Genomic DNA, 18,810 nt, shown 5'->3' with positions numbered 1-18,810 from the left:
AGTCAGTTCTCCACGGTCGGCCGGGGCCGCTGCCACCGGCTCCAGCGCTGCCGGACCCGGCGGCCGGGCTCCGGCCGATTACCGAACGTTCATGAGAAAATGGCGGCTATGTCTTCCACAGATGCTCCTGCAAAGCGCGGCCGGCCCGGGTATGACCAGCAGTCGGTGCTGCTGATTGCCGTCGACGTATTCAACCGCCACGGGTACGATGCCACCTCCATGGGCATCCTGGCCGAGAACCTGGGCATCTCCAAGTCTGCGATCTACCACCACGTACCGTCCAAGGGCGACCTCCTCAAGCTTGCCCTGGACCACGCCCTGGGCGGCCTCGAGGCCATCCTGGAGCAGCCCCAGGCTACCTCCGGGGCAGCCGACGCACGGCTGGAGTTTGTGCTGCGGCAGACCGTGGCGGTGCTGGTGGACCGCCTGCCCTTCGTCACGCTGCTCCTGCGCCTCCGCGGGAATACGGACATCGAACGGGATGCGCTGGAGCGCCGGCGCACCTTCGACCACAAGGTGGCGGCCCTGATCTCCGCCGCGCGCGACGAAGGCTCGCTCCGCCAGGACATCGACCCGCGGACCGTCTCACGGCTCCTGTTCGGCATGATCAACTCCATCGTCGAGTGGTACAAGCCCGGCGGCTCCCTGTCCCCGCAGCGGCTGGCTGACGACGTCATTACCATGGCGTTCGACGGCCTGCATGCTGACGTGTAGGCGGCAGCCGGGCCGGCCCAGGCATCAATAATAAGTGTGCTTGGTATTTTCCTGCTCCCCGGCTACGGTGGTAGAAAACCAGCATCCGCAGGGAGGTACCGATGGGCCAGGCCACAGATCCACGGCGTTCACGGCGCCCCCGGACAGTGCTTGCCGGCGGCGCCCTGGCGGCCGCCTTGGCACTCAGCGGCTGCACCGGTACGCCAAGCCCCCCGGCCCCCAGCGGCACCTCCCCAAGCCAGGCGTCGCCGTCGGCCTCCGCCAACTCCACGCCCGCTCCCTCCACCTCCGGTTCGACCGGGACGGAAGGCGGCAACTCCGGGACAGCGGCCGGAAACCTGCCGCAACTCGTGGAAAACCTGTCGCCGTCGGTTGTCACCATCTTCACGGAGGGCGGCCTGGGCAGCGGGGTGGTGTACTCGGCCGACGGCCTGATCCTGACCAACGAGCACGTGATCCGCGGCGCCACCAAGGTTGAGGTGGGGTTCGCGGACGGTCAGCGGGTGGAAGGAACGGTGAAGGCCAGCGACGCGGTGACGGACCTTGCGCTGGTGCAGGCCAAACGCACCGGCCTGCCGAAGCCCACCTATCAAAGCAACCTGCCCAAGGTGGGCGAAGGCGCCCTGGTCCTGGGCTCACCCCTCGGCTTTGAAAACACGGCCACCGCCGGCATCATCTCCGGACTCCACCGCTCCATCCCCGGCTCCGCGTCCAACAGCCTCTCCCTGGTGGACCTCATCCAGACGGACGCACCCATCAGCCCCGGCAACTCCGGCGGTGCCGTTATCAACATGCGCGGCGAGGTGATCGGGATCAGCGAGGCCTACATCCCGCCGTCAGCCGGCGCGGTCTCCCTTGGCTTCGCCATCCCGGCCGCCACCGCCGTGGACGTCGCCGAAGAACTGCTGGCCAACGGCACCGCAAAACACGCCTACCTGGGGCTGACGCCCGGCGAGCTGACGGCCCAGATTGCGGACCAACTGGGAATCCAGGAAGGGGCCGGCGTCGTGGTGCTCGCTGCCGACGGTGACGGTCCTGCCGGGCGCGCGGGGATCCGGCCGGGCGACGTCCTGCAGTCCATGGAGGGCGTGGAGCTGACCACCCCGGAGAAGCTCCTGGGGGAACTGCGCAAGCGCAACCCAGGGGACACCGTAGGCTTCAAGGTCAAGCGCGGCGATCAAAGTTTGGATATCAAGGTGGACCTGAGCGACCGGCCTGCCAGCACAACCACCCGATAGGAAGGAAAAGAATATGAGCCACCCCAAGGAAGAGCCCGACGCAGGATTCATCATCCCGGACCCCTCAAAAATGCGCGAGGACGTTCCCGGCGACGCCGGCGACGAGGCCAACGTGATCCGCTTCAGCGAGGAGCAGGCCCTGATCGAGGAACAGTCGCACGGCGTCCGCCCGGACACCTACAGCATTCCCTCCGGCGGCCCCACCATGGACGAGGCCCGCGGCAACATGGACCTCTCCGACCGCAGCGAGGACGGCCACGGCACCGGCCGCGAGGATGACAGCAGCGACGACAGCCTGCACGGCGGCGCCGAAAGCTGACGCCGGCGAACCAAGACAAGCAGCAGGGGTGCCCCGATCCGACCGGGACACCTCTGCTGCTTCAGTTTGGGCTTGCCTGCAGCTGCCGCGCCCGGACCTGGTACTCGCCTAGACCTGGTACTCGAGGGCGCTGCCGAGGTTCTGGTGGACGCACAGGATGTTGTGCTCCGTGTCCATGAACCAGGCGCACTTCTCCGAGTCCGTGGTGCAGATGTGGTTCTCCGTCCGCAGCGTAGGCAGGTCATAGTCCTGGAACACCACACCCTTGGCTTCCATGTCCCTGACAGTTGCCTCGATGTCCGGGACCTCAAAGCTCAGCGCAGCGTGATCGGAGTGCTTGCCGTCCGCGACCGGCATCAGCTGCAGCAGGGGGCCGCCGCCGGTGCCGAGTAATTCGCTTCCGTCGTCCGCCTTGCCGCGGTGCGGGAGCCCGAGCTTTTCTGTGTAGAAACTGCGGGCGCGGGCTGCATCATCGACGGGCAGGATGGTTGTGGCTGTGCTCAGTTTAAGGTTCATGTGGGCCACCTCCTACGGGAAGAATCTTACGCCCGGGCTGCCGGAAAAGACCCTCCCCCAAACGCCCCATCACCTCCCGCACCAAAACCCAAAACGCCCCATCACCTCCCGCACCAAAACCCAAACGCCCCACCACCTCCTGACGGAAGGTGATGGGGCGTCGGGGAAAAACCCGCAGCAGGTGATGGGGCGTTGGAGGTTACTTCTCCACGAGGGTGAGGACGTCGTAAGTGGCCACGATCTCGTCGTTCTGGTTGGTGAGCACGGCGTCCCAGGCCACCTCGCCGTATTCGTCCGTTTCACGGGGAGTGATCTTCTTGGCGGTCAGGGTCACCCGGATCGAATCACCTGCGGCCACGGGGGTGGTGAAGCGGCAGTTTTCCAGCCCGTAGTTGGCCAGGACCGGGCCCGGGGCGGGCTCGACGAACAGTCCGGCTCCCCAGGCGAGGAGCAGGTAGCCGTGGGCCACGATGCCCGGGAAGAACGGGTTGGCTTCGGCGGCTTCCCGGTTGGTGTGCGCGTAGAACGTGTCGCCCGTGGAGTTGGCGAAAGCAGTGATGTCCTCGAGGGTGACCTGCCGCAGGTCCGAGCGGACGGCATCACCGATCCGCAGCGTCTCCAGGGACTTCCGGAACGGGTGCGTCCCCTCGGTTTCCACCGTGAAGTTGCGGTCCGCGCCCGTGTGCCACACACCGGTGACGGCGGTGAGCATGTTGGGCGAACCCTGGATGGCGGTGCGCTGCATGTGGTGCATCACCGAACGGATGCCGCCCAGTTCCTCGCCGCCGCCGGCGCGGCCGGGACCGCCGTGCACCAGGTGCGGCACGGGCGAACCGTGCCCGGTGGAGCTGCGGGCGTCCTCGCGGTTGAGCATCAGGACACGTCCGTGGTGCGCTGCGATTCCCGTGACCAGTTCCCGAGCCACGTCAGGATCATTGGTGCACACCGAGGCAACAAGCGAGCCGCTGCCGCGGGCGGCCAGGCGGACGGCGTCGGCAATGTCCTTGTACCCGATCACGGACGAAACGGGACCGAAGGCCTCCAGCGAGTGGACTTCCTCCGCTTCCGGGTCCTGCCAGTTCAACAGGACGGGCGCCATGAATGCCCCGCCCTCCACCACACCGGTGGTTCCGTCGGCTGAGGTGACCGACGGCGAATCCAGCGTTCCGTACGCAAGCTCACCGCCGGCGTCGAGCATGGACTGCACGGCCGCACGCACATCGTTCAGCTGCTCCACGGAGGCGAGGGCGCCCATGGTGACGCCGTCAGCGCGGGGGTCACCGAGGACGACGCGCTCGGCGATGCGCTTGCCGATGGCGGCGGAGACGGCCGGAACGAGTTCCTGCGGCACGATGGCGCGCCGGATGGCCGTGCACTTCTGCCCGGCCTTGGCCGTCATCTCGGTGACCACGGACTTGACGAAGGCGTCGAATTCCGGTGTGCCCTCCACCGCGTCGGGGCCAAGGATGGCGGCATTGAGGGAGTCGGTTTCCGAGGTGAAGCGGACGCCGCCCTGGACCACGTTGGGGTGGGACTTCAGGGAAAGTGCGGTGGACGCGGAGCCGGTGAAGGCCACCAGGTCGCGGTAGTCCAGGACGTCCAGCAGCCCGCGGACCGAACCGGAGACCAGCTGCAGCGAGCCCTTGGGCAGGATGTTCGACTCGACGATGGCCTTGACCACGGCGGCCGCCACGTAGCCGGTAGGCGTGGCGGGCTTGACGATGGTGGGCACGCCGGCGATGAAGGCGGGCGCGAACTTCTCGAGCATGCCCCAGACCGGGAAGTTGAACGCGTTGATCTGCACGGCGACGCCGGGGATCCGGGTGTAGATGTGCTCGCCGGCGAAGGAGCCGTCCTTGGACAGCACCTCCATGGGCCCGTCCACCACCACCTGGGAATTGGGAAGCTCGCGCCGGCCCTTGGACCCGAACGTGAAGAGGACGCCGATGCCGCCGTCGATGTCGATCATGGAGTCCACCTTGGTGGCACCGGTCTGGGCCGAGAAGGTGTAGAAGTGTTCGCGCCGGGCGTGCAGGTACTGCGCCAGCTCCTTGAGCTTGAGCGCCCGCTGGTGGAAGGTCAGCTTGCCCAGTTCGGCCTGGCCGGTGGTGCGGCCGTAGTCCACGACGGCGGCCAGGTCCAGGCCCTCCGTGCTCACCTTCGCCAGGATCTCCCCGGTGCTCGCATCACGGACGGGGACTGCCGAAGCCGACGACCCGGCGTCGGGCGTCCACCATGCATCCATGATGAAGCTGGGCACTGTCTCCACGGTGTCGACCGTGGCCTGGGGAGCTGTGGCGGTGGTGGTCATCGTTGACGGTCCTTCCAACAAGGGGGCAGGCAAACAGGACGGGTCATTACTGACCGTCCGTTCGGTAATATATTCACCATACATGAAGTGCCGTGCTGCACACTAGAAGGCCGGGACTGAATTCGGCCACCCAAAGGAGAACGTATGAGCGCCCCAACCCCCATGGATGCTGCCGGGAACCAGCCCGATGCGCACGAGCTGTGGAAGATCACGCTCGGCGAGCTGGACGAAAAGATGGGCGTGAAGATCCTGGAGGAGTCCGTTGAACGCGTGGTGGCCACCATGCCGGTGGAGGGCAACAGGCAATCCTTCGGACTGCTGCACGGCGGCGCCTCCCTTGCCGTGGGCGAGGCCGTGGGATCCTGGGCTGCCGTCATCCACGCCAGCACCATGGGCAAGACGGCGGTGGGCGTGGACGTTTCCGCCACACACCACCGCTCCGCACGCGAAGGCCAGATCACCATCACCGCCACCCCCATCCACCTGGGCGGCACCCTGGCCACGCACGAGGTGCTGATCACCAACGAGGCGGGCCAGCGGCTGTGCACCCTGCGCATCACCAACCTGCTGATGAAAAGAAAAAGCTGACTTAAAAAAGATGCCGGGCCGTGCATCCAGGGACGGTGTTGCGGCGGTAGTAAGCGCGTAAGCATCCTCTGCCCGGCTACCGGGCTTCCCTCAAGGAGTTCGACATGCGCAAAATGACCTACGCCGCTGGAGCGCTTTCCCTTGCCGCTTCGCTGGCTTTCGCCGCCCCCGCCCAGGCAGGCGGCCGGCACCACCATGACGATCCCGCCCTGCTGTCCGTCCTGCATGGGGTTCCCGGCCTGACCGTCGACGTGTGGGTGAACGGCGAGCTCACCCTCGATGACTTCACACCAGGGACCCTGGCCGGCCCGCTGGAATTGGCTGCCGGCGACTACCGGATCGCCGTCACGGCATCGGATGCCACCAGTGCGGAGAACCCGGTGATCGGGCCGGTCGACGTGGAACTCGACGAGGGCCGCAACTACACTGCCGTGGCGCACCTCAGCGCTGATGGGGCACCCACCGCATCGCTGTTCACGAACGACACCAAGGCGCCCCGCAACGACAAGAAGGGCAAGCTGACGGTCCGGCACGTGGCCGCAGCCCCCGCCGTGGATGTGCTGGCCGGCGGATCGGCAGTGATCGAGGACCTCCGCAACCCGGACGAGGCCACCCTGAAGCTGAAGGCCGGGACCATTTCAGAAGCGGTAGCCGCGGCCGGAACCACCGATCCCGTGATCGGCCCAGCGGACATCAACGTCGAAGCCGGGAAGAACACCATCGTCTACGCGTGGGGAAGCCTGGCCGACAACACCTTGAAACTGGCCGTCCAGGTGGTTGGCGGCAAGGAGAAGTGCGACGAGCACGACTAACCACGCAGTTACCATCCACAGCGCTATGGCTGCGGGCAGGCCCGGGTCCGGTTACCGTGATGCACGCCTGTTCCGCCGGCGGACAAGGACCATGAGCAGGATTCCGACGGCGAGGGCTCCCGCCGCCCAGGCCGCTGCGGTAATCAATCCGGACGCTCCGGTGTTGGCCAGGCCGCCGGCGCCACGATCATCGTGTCCACCGGTGCTGGCAAGGTCAGCAGGTGGGGCGCTGGGAGTCGGGCTGGCCGCCGGCGGAGGTACGACGGCGGGAGTTTCAGTCGGCAGGGCAGGCGACGGGTCGGCGGGGGCAGGGGCGATGGGAGCAGGTGTGGTTGGAGCAGGGGCAGGGCTGCTTGGCACTGGATTGCTCGCTGTCGGCGCAGTCGGCGTCGGGCTTGGCGTTGGAGTCGGCGGTCCCGTTGTGGCGGCCGCGAACTCGAAACTGCTGACCCCGGACCGGCTGAACCCATTGACCGTCTCAGCGGTGAACCGTAGCGTGTCCGCACCCTGCGGAGCCGTGAAACTCCACTTTCCGGCCGCGTCCACGGGCACGTCGAACGGGTCCTTCCCCTGGATTGTGATCCTGACGCTGGACCCGGCAGCGACGGCCGAAGCGGGCGCGGCAGGAACCTGGCCGGAAAGGACCTGGCCGGGCTTGTAGGTTTCGCCGGGCGCTGGTGCCGTGATGGCAGGCTTGTTGAGGAACACTTCCAGCTGGTAGCCGGGCAGCACAGCCAGGCTGTCCCGCAGGGTTGCTGCGACAGCAAAATTCTGCACCACATTGCCATTCGCATCCGGCGTATCCCCCGCGGAGTGGGTGCCCAGGGCGTAGTTCCCACTGAGGTATGGTCCGCCGGAGTCGCCGCCGCTGGACTGTACTCCGTAGGACAGAAATCCATCAAAGGCCCGGATGTCGTTGGCGTTCTTCTCATAGTCAGGTCCTGGCACCAGGAAGATCCCCACTGCGTCGACGGTTCCGCAGGACCAGCCTGAGGATCTGCCGGACCGGCAAACAGGCATCCCAACCACCGGGTCCGCCGAACCAATGATCTTCACGTCCGGCCCGGGCGCTGAAGGGTCGCCCCAGGTACTGGCAGCAGGAAGCGGATCGATGTCCTGTCTTAGTGACTGGATGACAGATATGTCCGTTCCGACATTCCCGGGGTCTGTGATGGCGGTGTAATCAGGGCCTGAAGGCGTACTGGGATCAAGAACCGGTGAGTTGCCCGGGCCACCGAACTGGCTGAAGCCGAACTTTCCCAGGGGCCCGGCCGGTACCCCCTGGAATTCCAGGGTTGCTGTCTTGGCGGCACCATCCGATGCGCAGTGGCCGGCAGTCAGGACGGTGGGAAGCCCGGCGGGGTCGAATGCCGAGAAGCCTGTGGAACAGACGAAGCCGATGTCCGTCTGGTATCCAATGCCGCCGGGAACGTCCGCCTCGGGCTTCAGCGGAGTCCCGCCGTCGAGCTCCACGTTGGCGTAACGGGACACAAACTGTTCAGGGGAAACCTTGCCGGTGCTCTTGCCGGCTGCGTCTGCCCCGGCTGCGGGGGAAACGGCGGAAAGCGCCTCCGGCGTGTTGATTCCGCCGGTTCGGATCACGAATTTTCCCCCCGCGGACATGACGGCCTGCAAACCCTGCGGGCCGACGTCGCGGAGGTATGCCTGGAACAGCTGCTCCGTGTTCACTGCCAGTTGTGCCCTGGAGCCGTCCGCAGCCGTCGAGGGTGAGGGAGCCGGCGCGGCCGTGGGCGGCTCCGCCGCGGGTGCTTCGAGCAACATGGGGAATGTATTGCCGGCAAGGGCGGCAACCGCCCTCCCAAGCGCATCGCCGGATCCGGTCACGATGATGGTGCGGCCGTCGATCCGGATTCCTGCGTAGCCCGGGACCTGGCGCAACTGAACAGCCGCGGCAGCCGCCTGCGCACCCAACTCGCCCGCGGCCTCGAACTGCTGGGGAGTCAGCATGAGGTCCCGCTGCACCGCATCGTCCAGCGCTGCCTCTGACAGGGTGGTTGTGCCCGCGCCTGGTGTTGCACCGGAAGACGTGAACGTCCCTGCGGAGGTTCCCGGAGCCGGCGACGGGTTTTCGGAGCCGGCGGGTGCCGGGAAGGCCGCAGCGGGCCCGGCAGCGAGGCCCAAGGCCAGTGCCACGCCGGCTACCGTTCCTGTGGCAGTAATTCTTTTCATTGGGATCGCCGTTCCGCTCGTCCGCATCTGCGTATACACGCGCTGGGATGACGGCGCGGTCGCACAGGTCACAGCAACCACACCTGTCACTCAAGTCACAAGAGTATCCTTTTGGCGTGCAAGGCCGGAAGCGGCATCCAATTCCGCAGGGCTCAATCCGTTCGCCAGCAAATAGCTCCGGGTGTCCAGGCCGCGGACAAACGCGACCACCGCCAGCCCGCGTTGCTCCAGCAGCGGAGCCAGTTCCGATTCGGGCAGGCAGCGTTCCCGGCTGTGCGGCGGACCGTGCGTGCGGTAGCGCTCGTTGATGCCGCGGGCAGCCCGCCGGTACCGTTCGGCGATCGCGTCGTCGGAGTCCCCCGCGAGGTCCTGGACCATGGCGGCCACCAGCCCGCTGCGGTCCCGGCCTGCGGCACAATGCAGCAGGACGTTCCCCTTGGGCGCGGCCAGGGCGATGCTCCGGAAGACGCCCACCAGCTTCTCGGGGAAAAAACGGGCATTCGCGGCGTAATGCGCGGGATCATTCAGGTAGGGTCCGGTAATCGCGGTGAAGCGCGGGTCATCCGGATCCTCCGTGGGTGCCTGCACCATGTCGATCCCCGTCCACGCCTCCTCCGGCACCACCGGGTCGTTGTCCCGGCGCCGCCCCTCAGCGGTGTTACGGAGATCCACCACCGTGCGGACGCCGTCGTCGAACACCTGCTTCCATCCCGCCCCGGTCAGCCATTCACGCCGGCCCATCCGGTAGATGCCCCCGGAAACGTGCCACGCGTTGACAGCTCCGTCCCAGTCCATGGGCCTGCCACGCTCACTCATCCGCACAGCTAACCACAAGCTCCTGAATGCTGCAGCACAAAAGGTCACAACAGGGAAGGGTACAAAGGCCTCCTGGCTTCCACCCGCTGGGCAATACTGTTGCGGGCACTAGCTACTTCATGTGACTGATGTTCAAAGGGGACCCCAGTGGGAAATGCTGTACTACGACGCCGACTCCCGGCTATAGCGGCCGGCCTTGCCAGCATGGCCATGGCGTTGGGCCTTGCGGCCATTCCGGCGCAGGCAGCGCCTCCCCCAATCGACTATGTCGCGTTGGGAGATTCCTATACCGCTGGAACAGGGGCGGGCGCAGCCCTCCGCCCTGCCGGCGTGTCCTGTTGGCAGAGCCATCCGGGCTACGTGGACATCGTGGCGAAGATCGGCCGTGTTGACCTTGTGGAGAATGCCGCCTGCCATGGAGCCGTCCTGTCGACGGCCAGCCCCACCTACGATCCTGTTGTCTACACGCCCACCGTCCAGGAGCAGCTCCAGGGCCTTGTAAGCTCCGGCAAGCTCAGCCCTGATACCGAACTCGTTTCCATCACGGCCGGAGCCAACGATTTGGGCTTCTCCCGGGTTTTGGGTGTGTGCGCCTTCTATGGGGATACGGCGTGCCAGGCCGCAATTGCGCAGGCCACATCGCCGGCAGCACTCGCCTTCCTGACGACAGGCCTGGTGCAGGCATACTCCGCTATTCATCAAGCAGCCCCAAACGCCAGGATCGTAGTGCTGGGTTATCCGCTGCTCTTCGAGCCGTCGAGCGCTTTCGCTCCCATTCCCGTTACCAACCAAATGCTGATCAACCAGGCCACGCTGACGGTCAACGGCACCATTTCCGGTGCCGTGGACACCGCTAATGGCCTTTACGGCACCAACGCCCGCTACGTCGACGTCACGGCACGGTTCGCAGGGCATGCCGCCAACTCCCTGGATCCGTGGCTTCGACTGGACCCAAACAACTTCGCTGCCGACTACAACTTTCACCCAAACGCCGCCGGACACCGGGCTTATGCGTCAGCGGTGAGGAGCGCCATTAGTTCGGCGCCGTTGGCCGTGCAGTAATCAGGCCAAACCACTACGTCCGCCGGGCCAGCCGGTACTCAAGCCCGGCACGGACGGCAGGCCATTCATGGTCCAGGATGGAGAACACCACGGTGTCCCGCAGGTTCCCGTCGCTGGTCCGTGAGTGGCTGCGCAGCACGCCATCCTGCTTTGCGCCCAACCGGGCGATGGCCTCCCGCGACTGGTGGTTCAGCCAGTGGGTGCGGAACTCCACGGCCGGGCAACCGACCACCTCGAAGGCGTGCCGAAGCAGCAGGAGCTTGGAGTCCGGGTTGGTGCCGGTGCCCTGCGCGGAGGCGGCGTTCCAGGTGGAGCCGATCTCCACGCGCGGCGTGGCGGGGTCGATGTTCATGTAGGTGGTCATGCCGATGATGCGGCCCGGCCCGCCGCTGGCGGCGTCGATCATACGGGTGGTGAAGGGGAGCATTGATCCCTGCTCCTGCAGGGACAGGCGGCGCCGGATCTCTGCCGCCATGGCGTCCGGAGCCGGGACCGACGTGTACCAAAGCTTCCACAGCTCGCCGTCACTGGCCGCATCCACCAGGCCGTCGTGGTGCTCCTCCGCGAGCGGCTCCAGGATTACGTAGCGGCCGGTCAGGGTAAGGGGTTCAAGGAAAGTCACTGCACCAGCCTAGGGCCGCCGGTAGGCGGGTTACGCTTGGGGGCAGCACCACGGCGTCGAGCGAGGGAGTTACTGTGTCAGGAACCAACCCGGATCCCGAGGACGACAAGATCACCGGCCTCGAGCCGGGCGGCGGGGTTCCGCCGGGCGAAACTCCGCCGGGGGAAGCATCCACCGTCGGCCCGCAGGGCCATGAGGAGCGCGGGCCCGGGAAGGGCACGCAGTTCCTGTGGATCGCCGTTATCGGCGTCGTGGTCCTGCTGTGCCTCCTGTACTTCATCGGCTACATTGTGGGCTTCTTCGACTAGGCAGCGTCTCTAGCTGGGCCAGTCGAAAAAGCCCTTGCCCGTCTTGCGACCCAGTTCACCGCGGGCCACCTTGTCCTTGAGGATCTGCGGCGGCGCGAACCGCTCGCCCAGGGTGGAGTGCAGGTATTCGGCGATGCCCAGCCGCACATCCAGGCCCACGATGTCCGTGGTCCTGAGCGGTCCGGTGGGATGTTTGTAGCCGAGCACCATCGCGGCGTCGATGTCCTCAGCGGACGCCACGCCTTCCTCCACCATCCGCATGGCTTCGAGGGCGATGGCCACGCCAAGCCGGGATGACGCGAACCCCGGGGCATCATTGACGACGACGGCGGTCTTGCCGAGTGCCTCCACCCACGTTTTCGCCGCGGCGGCAAGTTCGGGAGACGTGCGCTCACCCAGCACCACCTCAATGAGGGTGGAGGCCGGCACGGGGTTGAAGAAGTGAAGGCCCAGGAAGTTCTCCGGCCGCTTCAGTTCACGGGCCAGGCCGTTGACGGACAGCGACGAGGTGTTGGACGCGATGCAGGCATCCTCCGTCAGCCGTTCCTCGATCCCGCGCAGCGCCGTCACCTTGAGGTCCCAGTCTTCGGGGACGGCTTCCACCACCAGCTGACGGCCTGCAAAAGAGTCGTAGTCGGTGCTGACGGTGAGCCGCGACACCAGCTCTTCGAAGTTGGCGTCCACACCGCCGCGCTCAATGCTCTTCGCGGCCGCAGACTCCACCCGTTCCCGGGCGGCCTGGGCGGAGACGTCGTCGCGCTCCACCACCAGCACGTCGGCGCCCTTAATCAGGAAAGCGTGGGCAATACCGGCGCCCATGCGGCCGCCGCCCAGCACTCCCACGTAAGTGGGAAGGTTGGCGGGGACTTCAATGTTGCTCATGGTCTACTTTCCGTCGGCTGGATTGGCGGAGGCGGCGTTGGCCTTCTTGGCTGCGTTCCGGTCCAGGAACGCCTGCATCCGGTCGAACTTGGCCTGGGATTCGAACAGGATGCCCTGGGCCAGCTGGTCGATCAGCGGATGCGCCTCGGCAGGGGCGTGGAACACGGATTTGGTAATGCGGACGGCCAGCGGGTCCTGCCGCCCGATCCTGTTGGCCAGGCCGTGGGCTGCATCCAAAAGCTCCGCGGGATCGTGGATTTCGGTGATGAGGTTGGCCGCTTTGGCCTCATCGGCGCCGAGGATAAAGCCGGCCAGCAGGATCTGCTTGGCCATCGGTTCGCCCACCAGCTCCTTCAACCGCCAGCTGGCACCGGCCGCGGCAAGGATTCCCAGCCCGGTTTCCGGGTTGCCGATCCGCACGTTGGGGGTGCCGATCCGGAAGTCCGCAGCGTAGGCAAGCTCCGCCCCGCCGCCCAGGCAGTAACCGTCCAGTGCGGCAATGACCGGCATGGGCAGCTTGGCGATCCGGACGAAGATGGTGGAGTTGATCCCCTGCAGGGCATCGTCCCGACGCCTTTCGCGAAGCTGCGCGATGTCCGCGCCGGAGGCGAAGACACCCTCCACGCCGGCAATGATCAGCACCTTGGGGTTCTGTTCCAGCGCTGTGCAGACAACATGGAGCTCATCCACCATCTGCTGGTCAATTGCGTTCTTCACCTCGGGCCGGTTGAGCAGCACCACCACGCGGTCGTCCCGCTCCTCCACCAAAAGGGCGGTGAACTCTTCCGCCGCCAAGTCCACCCAGGCCGCCATCAGATTTTCTCCAGCAGCAGGGCGGTGCCCTGGCCGACGCCCACGCACATGGTGGCAAGGCCGATTCGGGCGTCCTCACGCTCCATCCGTCCCAGCAGGGTGATGGCAATCCGTGAGCCGCTGGAACCAAGCGGGTGCCCCAGGGCGATGGCTCCGCCGTCGCGGTTCACGATTTCCGGCTCCAGCCCCAGGCGCCGGATGCAGGCCAGGGACTGCGTGGCAAAGGCTTCATTAAGTTCGACGGCGGACAGGTCACCGACGCCCAGGCCGCTGCGCTTGAGTACTTTCTGGGTTGCGGGGACAGGACCAATGCCCATGATCTCGGGTTCACAGCCGGCAGACGCGCCGTCGATGATGCGCGCCCGGGGTGTCAGGCCCAACCGCTCGATGGCTGCCTCCGACGCCACAATGATCGCCGAGGCGCCGTCGTTGAGGGACGAGGAGTTCCCGGCCGTCACCACGGATCCGCCGTGCGCCACCGGCTTCAGCGCTGCAAGAACGTCCATGCTGGTGCCGGGGCGCGGGCCTTCGTCCGTATCCACCACCGTTTCGGATTTGCGTGTCTTGACGGTCACGGGAACGATCTCGTCCTTGAAGCGGCCGGCTTCGATGGCGTCCAGGGCAAGCTGGTGCGAGCGGACGGCGAATGCATCGGCGTCCTCGCGGGAGATGCCATCCACCCTGGCCACTTCCTCTGCCGTTTCAGGCATGGAGTAGGTCATCTTGCCGTCGCGGGACAGCCCGCCGTGCTGGAAGTGGGGGTTGGTGAACCGCCAGCCGATGGAGGTGTCAAAGATCTGGCCCGGCTTGGCGAAGGCGGCGGTGGGCTTCTCCTGCACCCAGGGTGCCCGGCTCATGGACTCAACCCCGCCGGCAATCACGATGTCCGCGGCGCCGGCCTTGATCATATGGCTGGCCTGGATGATGGCGCTCAGGCCGGAGGCACAGAGCCGGTTGACCGTTATGCCCGGGATGTGCAGCGGCAGCCCGGCAAGCAGGGTGGCCATCCGGGCCACGTTCCGGTTCTCCTCCCCCGCGCCGTTCGCGTTGCCGAGAATTACTTCGTCAATGCTCTCGGGATCCAGGCCGGCGCGTTCCACGGCCTCGCGGAGCACCAGGGCGGCGAGGTCGTCCGGGCGCACGGCGGACAGCGCGCCTCCGTACCTGCCCACGGGCGTTCGGACCCCGCCAACAAGGAAAGCCTGCGGACCTGCGGTTGCAGCCATGGAAACACCCTTCACGCGATAAACAGCACTGTCATCGGCGGCCGGCACAGCGGAATCCTCCACTTACCGACCGTTCGTTCTGTAAATGGTACACGGCGATGCTGTGCATGCGCATCCAGTTACAGGACTGTCACCCCCAGGTGGGCGGCAAGGAGTGGCGCGAGGAGTCCCAGCTGGTAATCGTCAATCACCATGCCGGCCAGGCTGCCGAGTCCACTGATTTTGCGGAATTCCGTGCCCCTGAGGTCAAAGTCCTTCAGCTTGGCTCCAGCCAGGTCCAGCGATCCCACCGTGCAGTCCACAAGCTTCACGCGGGTTGCCACGGCGGCACCAAGGTCAAGTTCGTTGATGATGCAGCCGGTGATCAGCACATCCGTGAGCTTGGCGCCGCGGAGGTTGAGGAAGTCCAGCTTGCCGCCGTCGATCCGGACGGACCGCCAGCCGCTTTCATAGAGCTCGGCAGAGCCCAGGCGCGGATTGCGGAACTCCACCTCCTGCCAGGTGCTCCGCGCGCCCCGGAAGACGGGCGCATACAGTTCGGCCAGGATGCAGTCGCGGAACGAGGCACCGCGCAGCTGGGTCTCATTGAAGGACGCGGCCTCGAAGGCGCACTCGGAAAAGACGGCACCGCCCAGGTCCAGGCCGTCGGCGGCGGGACGGCTGAACCGGGCGTTCTCATGCCTCCCGCCACGCCGGAACTCGAGGTCCGGGCGGTCCTCAAGACCCTGCAGTTCCACCGGGGAGAGCCGGGGCGGCGCCACTTTGGCCACCCCCTTGCCTCGCACTTTATCCATGGCCCGAGCCTAACGGCCGGCACCGACAAGGGACAGCACGCCCAGGGCCAGGGGCTTGAAATAGTAAGCAAGCTTTGCATATTGTGAGAGAGCACGGTTGATCGACGGAAACGAAAGGAGGCCGGAACCATGGGCCTCGGAGACAAGATCAGTAACGCGGCAGAGGACCTTGGCGGCAAGGCCAAGGAAGCTGCAGGAACCGCGACCGACAATGACCGGCTGAAGGCAGAGGGCCAGGCCGACCAGGTCAAAGCCGATGCCAAGAAGGTCGGCGAGAGTGTGAAGGACGAGTTCAAGCGGGACTAGTTCCTTGCTGGTGCGGCCGCAGCAAACGGCGTGCTGCACCAGCCCTCACCATCCACTGCGGGTGGGCGTGTGCCCCTTTCGCGAATCCTCGGGCATGGTCATCTCGGCCCGGAGGCCGAGCAACCGGATGGGCCGGCCCGGCTCGATCTTCGCCAGGAGGTCGAAGGTCTGGGCCAGTACTTCGCCCGGATCGGACGTCGCGGGGATCTTCCGTCCGTAGGTCGTGGTGCTGAACGGGGCGTACCGCACCTTCAACGTCAGGCCAATCACCGGCCGCCCCTCGGCAGCAACATCCGCCAGCACCCGCGCGGCCAACTCCCTAACGGCGTCGTCAATTTCCGCCGCATCCGTCAGGTCGCGCTGGAAGGTGGTCTCCCTGCTGTGCCCCCGGGCCACCCAGGGAGTATCGTCGACCACCCGCGCGCCGTCGCCCCGCCCAAGCTGGGCGTACCAGGGACCCATCTTGGGACCGAACTCGGGGACCAGGTCACCGGGGTCCGCGGCTGCGAGCGCCTCGACAGTCTTGATGCCCAGCTTGGCCAGGCGCTGGGAGACCTTTGCACCAATGCCCCACAGCTCAATCGTGGGACGGCCCCCCATGACGTCAAGCCAGTTGCCTTCCGTCAGCCGGAAGATGCCGGCGGGCTTGCCAAATCCGGTGGCAACCTTGGCACGGACCAGGGTGTCGCCAATCCCGATGCTGCAGTGGAGGCGCGTTTCCGCCAGGACGGCCTGCTGGATTTGCCGGGCGCAGGCCTCCGGATCCGTCGTCTCGACGCCAACGAACGCCTCATCCCAGCCGAGCACCTGCACCGTTGCCCCGGGCTGCGAGCGCAGCACTGCCATGACCTTCTCCGACGCCTCCAGGTACGCCTCGTGGTCCACGGGAAGGATGACCGCGTCCGGCACTTTCCGCGCGGCGATGCGCAGCGGCATGCCGGAGCCCACGCCGTAGGCCCTGGCCTCGTAGGACGCCGTGGACACCACCGCCCGCTCGGTGGGATCACCGCGGCCGCCCACGATCACCGGCTTGCCCGCAAGCTCCGGCCGGCGGAGCACCTCGACGGCAGCGATGAACTGGTCCAGGTCCACATGCAGCACCCATGGTTCGCTCACATGCCCAGTCTGCCCCGGCCGGGCGCCGCAGGCCATCTTTCCCGCATCCCTTCAGGGCTGGAACGCAAAAGGCGGGATTTCCCCGGGGCGGCCGGTTAGCCTTGGCCGATGACCATCGTTGACCTGGGCCCAGGGAGCGCCGCCGCGGGCGGCTCCTCCGGCCTGCGCGGCTATCTGGCGGTACCTGAAGGCCAAGGCCCTTTTCCCGCCGTCGTCATGATCCACGAGGTGTTCGGCCTGGATGACCAGACCCGCCGGCACGCGGACAGGCTGCCAGCGTCAAGGAATTCCCTACCGCCGGCCACGCCTTCCTCAATGATGAAGAGCTGGGTCCGGTCCTCCTCCGGCCCTTGATGCGCGTCATGGGCGTGGGACCGGACCCGGAGTCCTCGCCCGAAGCCTGGCAGCGCATTGAGGACCACTTCGCCAGGTACCTTCGCGGCTGACGGGCCGCCTGGCTGGACGGAGCGAGGCCAAGTGGCCCAAACGCGGACGACGGCGGTCTCCCGCCAAGGGGAGTCCCGCCGTCGTCCGTGCTGCTGGGGCCGGAAGGGCTAGCTGAAGAGCTGGCTCTTGGGCTGGTTGTTCTTGACCTTCTGCCAGCCCAGCCACAGGACCAGCGCGAAGAACGGAATGGTGGCCAGGGTCCACAGGCCCAAGTAGAACACCTCGCCGTCCTTGCTGGTCATGGTGTCGAACCCGATCAGCACGGTGATGGCGAGCAGGCCCAGCATGCCCGCCCAGCTGGTCCACGGCGAGCCGGGCATGGGCAGGGTGGAAGTGACGCCCTTGCGGCGCCGCAGCACGATCTGGCTGGCGAAGATGGAGCCCCAGCAGAAGATCACGCCGATGGAGGCACTGTTGAGCGCCAGGTCAAACGCGTGCGAGCCGCCCAGCCAGATGTTCAGCAGGATGCCCACGAGGTAGAACGCGGCGATGGCCAGGATGGCTGCATACGGGACGTGCCGCTTGGACATTTTGGTGAGCCACTGCGGGGCGTGGCCGTTGTTGGCCATGGTGCGGAAGACCCGGCCGATGGAGTACAGCCCGGAGTTGCAGGAGGAGAGGGCGGCGGTGATGACGATCATGTTCATGACGTCGCCCACCCAGCCCAGGCCCATCTGGCCGAAGACGGTCACGAACGGGGACGTGCCGGCCTTGTACTGGTCGGACGGCAGCAGCATGGCCAGAAGCAGGACGGACCCTACGTAGAACACCACAATGCGCAGCACGACGGCGCGGATCGCCTTGGGCACTTCGCGTTCCGGCTTTTCCATCTCGCCGGCGGTGACGCCCACCAGTTCGATGCCGTTGTAGGCGAAGATGACGGCATTGAGGACCAGGACCATCACCAGCGCGCCCTTGGGGAACATGCCGCCCTCGGCCGCGAAGAGGTTCGACACGGACGCATGGCCGTCGCCCACCTTGGCGTTGGTGACCACCATGAAGGTGCCCACGGCCAGGAAGATGACGATTGCGCCGACCTTGAGGCAGGAGGCCCAGAATTCGAACTCGCCGAACGCTTTGACGCTCAGCAGGTTGACGGCCACCAGGAGCGCCAGGGCGGCGATGGCCGAGGCTTCCACGGGGACATTGGGGAAGAAGTACTGGAAGTACAGGCCGATGGCGATGAGCTCGGCGATGCCGGTCATGCCCCAGTTGATGAAGTACATCCAGCCGGACAGGTAGGCGCCCTTTTGGCCGAACATCTCACCGGAGTAGCTCACCAGGGAGCCGGAGGTCTGGCGGTACATGATGAGTTCGCCCAGGGCCCGCATGAGCAGGTAGGCGATGACACCGGCGATGGCGTAGGAGAAGATCAGGGCCGGGCCGGTGGAGGCGAGGCGGCCGCCGGCTCCCATGAACAGGCCGACGCCGATGGCGCCGCCCATGGCAATCATGGTGACGTGGCGCCGGCCCAGCGTCTTGCTGTAGCCCTCGGCGCTGAGGGATGAGTCGACGGCGACGGATGGGGCCGTGCGGTTCTCGAGATCTGTGGGGGTACTTTGAGGCACAACGATTCCTTGTGGGTTGGGGGTTGGCCGCATCCGGACTTCGTATGATCAAGCTCACAAAATTCGGCCTGTGGGCCGTTGAACCTGCACATGTGTGGGCGGATCGTCGAACTGCCGAAGCTTCACGCGACCTGACCATCCTACAAGACAGTCCGGAGTGGT

Annotated in this window: 20 protein-coding genes; 9 read left to right on the top strand and 11 right to left on the bottom strand. The window is 66.4% G+C overall.

Annotated elements, in window-relative coordinates; genetic code table 11:
- Positions 1–108: 108 nt before the first annotated feature.
- The 3 genes from AC6JAM_RS12800 to AC6JAM_RS12790 all read left to right on the top strand — a co-directional run bounded on the left by AC6JAM_RS12800 (position 109) and on the right by AC6JAM_RS12790 (position 2,271).
- On the top strand, positions 109–714 hold the full coding sequence (locus AC6JAM_RS12800; RefSeq protein ID WP_478222944.1) for a TetR/AcrR family transcriptional regulator: 606 nt from the start codon (positions 109–111) through the stop codon (positions 712–714).
- A 101-nt stretch (positions 715–815) separates the two neighbouring features.
- Entirely contained in the window at positions 816–1,952 is a 1,137-nt protein-coding gene (locus AC6JAM_RS12795; RefSeq protein WP_497934831.1) for a S1C family serine protease, read from the top strand.
- 13 nt (positions 1,953–1,965) lie between these two features.
- A complete protein-coding gene (locus tag AC6JAM_RS12790; RefSeq protein WP_018768858.1) occupies positions 1,966–2,271 on the top strand; it encodes a hypothetical protein in 306 nt (101 codons plus the stop codon).
- Between the two features lie 108 nt (positions 2,272–2,379).
- Here the strand turns inward: AC6JAM_RS12790 and AC6JAM_RS12785 are convergent, their stop codons facing one another.
- Complete coding sequence (locus tag AC6JAM_RS12785; RefSeq protein WP_497934828.1) at positions 2,380–2,787, bottom strand: VOC family protein; 408 nt, start codon at positions 2,785–2,787, stop codon at positions 2,380–2,382.
- A 199-nt stretch (positions 2,788–2,986) separates the two neighbouring features.
- Complete coding sequence (gene paaZ / locus AC6JAM_RS12780; RefSeq protein WP_018768860.1) at positions 2,987–5,098, bottom strand: phenylacetic acid degradation bifunctional protein PaaZ; 2,112 nt, start codon at positions 5,096–5,098, stop codon at positions 2,987–2,989.
- 144 nt (positions 5,099–5,242) lie between these two features.
- On the opposite strand from paaZ, the gene AC6JAM_RS12775 reads away from it, so the two are divergent.
- On the top strand, positions 5,243–5,686 hold the full coding sequence (locus AC6JAM_RS12775; RefSeq protein ID WP_051081334.1) for a PaaI family thioesterase: 444 nt from the start codon (positions 5,243–5,245) through the stop codon (positions 5,684–5,686).
- Between the two features lie 104 nt (positions 5,687–5,790).
- Complete coding sequence (locus AC6JAM_RS12770) at positions 5,791–6,498, top strand: DUF4397 domain-containing protein (protein ID WP_497934826.1); 708 nt, start codon at positions 5,791–5,793, stop codon at positions 6,496–6,498.
- Between the two features lie 51 nt (positions 6,499–6,549).
- Here AC6JAM_RS12770 and AC6JAM_RS12765 read toward each other — a convergent pair whose 3' ends face one another.
- Both AC6JAM_RS12765 and AC6JAM_RS12760 read right to left on the bottom strand, forming a co-directional pair.
- Positions 6,550–8,688, bottom strand: a complete 2,139-nt coding sequence (locus AC6JAM_RS12765; protein WP_497934825.1) for a S1 family peptidase — start codon at positions 8,686–8,688, stop codon at positions 6,550–6,552.
- Positions 8,689–8,778: 90 nt separating this feature from the next.
- Positions 8,779–9,504, bottom strand: a complete 726-nt coding sequence (locus tag AC6JAM_RS12760) for a tyrosine-protein phosphatase (RefSeq protein ID WP_497934824.1) — start codon at positions 9,502–9,504, stop codon at positions 8,779–8,781.
- A 204-nt stretch (positions 9,505–9,708) separates the two neighbouring features.
- On the opposite strand from AC6JAM_RS12760, the gene AC6JAM_RS12755 reads away from it, so the two are divergent.
- Positions 9,709–10,566, top strand: coding sequence for an SGNH/GDSL hydrolase family protein (locus AC6JAM_RS12755; protein ID WP_134164099.1), 858 nt, complete (start codon positions 9,709–9,711; stop codon positions 10,564–10,566).
- A gap of 13 nt (positions 10,567–10,579) precedes the next feature.
- On the opposite strand, the gene AC6JAM_RS12750 is transcribed toward AC6JAM_RS12755, so the two are convergent.
- The gene (locus AC6JAM_RS12750) at positions 10,580–11,188 is read right to left on the bottom strand and encodes a GNAT family N-acetyltransferase (RefSeq protein WP_056392686.1); all 609 of its coding nucleotides are present in this window, start codon (positions 11,186–11,188) and stop codon (positions 10,580–10,582) included.
- Between the two features lie 74 nt (positions 11,189–11,262).
- Between AC6JAM_RS12750 and AC6JAM_RS12745 the strand changes: the two genes are divergently transcribed.
- Positions 11,263–11,496: a DUF6480 family protein gene (locus tag AC6JAM_RS12745; protein WP_018768867.1), complete on the top strand. Its 234-nt coding sequence runs from the start codon at positions 11,263–11,265 to the stop codon at positions 11,494–11,496.
- 9 nt (positions 11,497–11,505) lie between these two features.
- Here the strand turns inward: AC6JAM_RS12745 and AC6JAM_RS12740 are convergent, their stop codons facing one another.
- The 4 genes from AC6JAM_RS12740 to AC6JAM_RS12725 all read right to left on the bottom strand — a co-directional run bounded on the left by AC6JAM_RS12740 (position 11,506) and on the right by AC6JAM_RS12725 (position 15,211).
- Positions 11,506–12,378, bottom strand: coding sequence for a 3-hydroxyacyl-CoA dehydrogenase family protein (locus AC6JAM_RS12740; protein ID WP_018768868.1), 873 nt, complete (start codon positions 12,376–12,378; stop codon positions 11,506–11,508).
- Between the two features lie 3 nt (positions 12,379–12,381).
- Positions 12,382–13,191, bottom strand: coding sequence for an enoyl-CoA hydratase/isomerase family protein (locus AC6JAM_RS12735; protein ID WP_497934818.1), 810 nt, complete (start codon positions 13,189–13,191; stop codon positions 12,382–12,384).
- The gene (locus AC6JAM_RS12730) at positions 13,191–14,417 is read right to left on the bottom strand and encodes a thiolase family protein (protein ID WP_026265702.1); all 1,227 of its coding nucleotides are present in this window, start codon (positions 14,415–14,417) and stop codon (positions 13,191–13,193) included. Before AC6JAM_RS12730 ends, AC6JAM_RS12735 begins: the two co-directional genes overlap by 1 nt.
- A gap of 119 nt (positions 14,418–14,536) precedes the next feature.
- A complete protein-coding gene (locus AC6JAM_RS12725) occupies positions 14,537–15,211 on the bottom strand; it encodes a pentapeptide repeat-containing protein (RefSeq protein WP_497934816.1) in 675 nt (224 codons plus the stop codon).
- Between the two features lie 129 nt (positions 15,212–15,340).
- Between AC6JAM_RS12725 and AC6JAM_RS12720 the strand changes: the two genes are divergently transcribed.
- Positions 15,341–15,517, top strand: coding sequence for a CsbD family protein (locus AC6JAM_RS12720; RefSeq protein WP_018768872.1), 177 nt, complete (start codon positions 15,341–15,343; stop codon positions 15,515–15,517).
- 45 nt (positions 15,518–15,562) lie between these two features.
- Here the strand turns inward: AC6JAM_RS12720 and AC6JAM_RS12715 are convergent, their stop codons facing one another.
- On the bottom strand, positions 15,563–16,669 hold the full coding sequence (locus AC6JAM_RS12715) for a DNA polymerase IV (RefSeq protein WP_497934815.1): 1,107 nt from the start codon (positions 16,667–16,669) through the stop codon (positions 15,563–15,565).
- A 72-nt stretch (positions 16,670–16,741) separates the two neighbouring features.
- On the opposite strand from AC6JAM_RS12715, the gene AC6JAM_RS12710 reads away from it, so the two are divergent.
- Complete coding sequence (locus AC6JAM_RS12710) at positions 16,742–16,987, top strand: dienelactone hydrolase family protein (protein WP_497934813.1); 246 nt, start codon at positions 16,742–16,744, stop codon at positions 16,985–16,987.
- A gap of 200 nt (positions 16,988–17,187) precedes the next feature.
- On the opposite strand, the gene AC6JAM_RS12705 is transcribed toward AC6JAM_RS12710, so the two are convergent.
- Positions 17,188–18,648 (bottom strand): amino acid permease, encoded by a 1,461-nt coding sequence (locus tag AC6JAM_RS12705; RefSeq protein ID WP_497934812.1) that lies wholly within the window; start codon positions 18,646–18,648, stop codon positions 17,188–17,190.
- Between the last annotated feature and the right edge of the window lie 162 nt (positions 18,649–18,810).

The organism is Arthrobacter sp. GmRoot5-12, assembly GCF_059739365.1.
This window is presented reverse-complemented; position numbering and strand designations above follow the sequence as displayed.

Bases quoted from the DNA above. Each gene is read 5' to 3' on its own strand.
- AC6JAM_RS12790 (WP_018768858.1), top strand. From the start codon at position 1,966: ATGAGCCACCCCAAGGAAGAGCCCGACGCAGGATTCATCATCCCGGAC.
- AC6JAM_RS12770 (WP_497934826.1), top strand. From the start codon at position 5,791: ATGCGCAAAATGACCTACGCCGCTGGAGCGCTTTCCCTTGCCGCTTCG.
- AC6JAM_RS12795 (WP_497934831.1), top strand. From the start codon at position 816: ATGGGCCAGGCCACAGATCCACGGCGTTCACGGCGCCCCCGGACAGTG.
- AC6JAM_RS12740 (WP_018768868.1), bottom strand. From the start codon at position 12,378: ATGAGCAACATTGAAGTCCCCGCCAACCTTCCCACTTACGTGGGAGTG.
- AC6JAM_RS12800 (WP_478222944.1), top strand. From the start codon at position 109: ATGTCTTCCACAGATGCTCCTGCAAAGCGCGGCCGGCCCGGGTATGAC.
- AC6JAM_RS12715 (WP_497934815.1), bottom strand. From the start codon at position 16,669: ATGGCCTGCGGCGCCCGGCCGGGGCAGACTGGGCATGTGAGCGAACCA.
- AC6JAM_RS12760 (WP_497934824.1), bottom strand. From the start codon at position 9,504: ATGAGTGAGCGTGGCAGGCCCATGGACTGGGACGGAGCTGTCAACGCG.
- AC6JAM_RS12775 (WP_051081334.1), top strand. From the start codon at position 5,243: ATGAGCGCCCCAACCCCCATGGATGCTGCCGGGAACCAGCCCGATGCG.
- AC6JAM_RS12725 (WP_497934816.1), bottom strand. From the start codon at position 15,211: ATGGATAAAGTGCGAGGCAAGGGGGTGGCCAAAGTGGCGCCGCCCCGG.
- AC6JAM_RS12730 (WP_026265702.1), bottom strand. From the start codon at position 14,417: ATGGCTGCAACCGCAGGTCCGCAGGCTTTCCTTGTTGGCGGGGTCCGA.
- AC6JAM_RS12785 (WP_497934828.1), bottom strand. From the start codon at position 2,787: ATGAACCTTAAACTGAGCACAGCCACAACCATCCTGCCCGTCGATGAT.
- AC6JAM_RS12710 (WP_497934813.1), top strand. From the start codon at position 16,742: ATGACCATCGTTGACCTGGGCCCAGGGAGCGCCGCCGCGGGCGGCTCC.
- AC6JAM_RS12735 (WP_497934818.1), bottom strand. From the start codon at position 13,191: ATGGCGGCCTGGGTGGACTTGGCGGCGGAAGAGTTCACCGCCCTTTTG.
- paaZ (WP_018768860.1), bottom strand. From the start codon at position 5,098: ATGACCACCACCGCCACAGCTCCCCAGGCCACGGTCGACACCGTGGAG.
- AC6JAM_RS12720 (WP_018768872.1), top strand. From the start codon at position 15,341: ATGGGCCTCGGAGACAAGATCAGTAACGCGGCAGAGGACCTTGGCGGC.
- AC6JAM_RS12755 (WP_134164099.1), top strand. From the start codon at position 9,709: ATGGCCATGGCGTTGGGCCTTGCGGCCATTCCGGCGCAGGCAGCGCCT.
- AC6JAM_RS12765 (WP_497934825.1), bottom strand. From the start codon at position 8,688: ATGAAAAGAATTACTGCCACAGGAACGGTAGCCGGCGTGGCACTGGCC.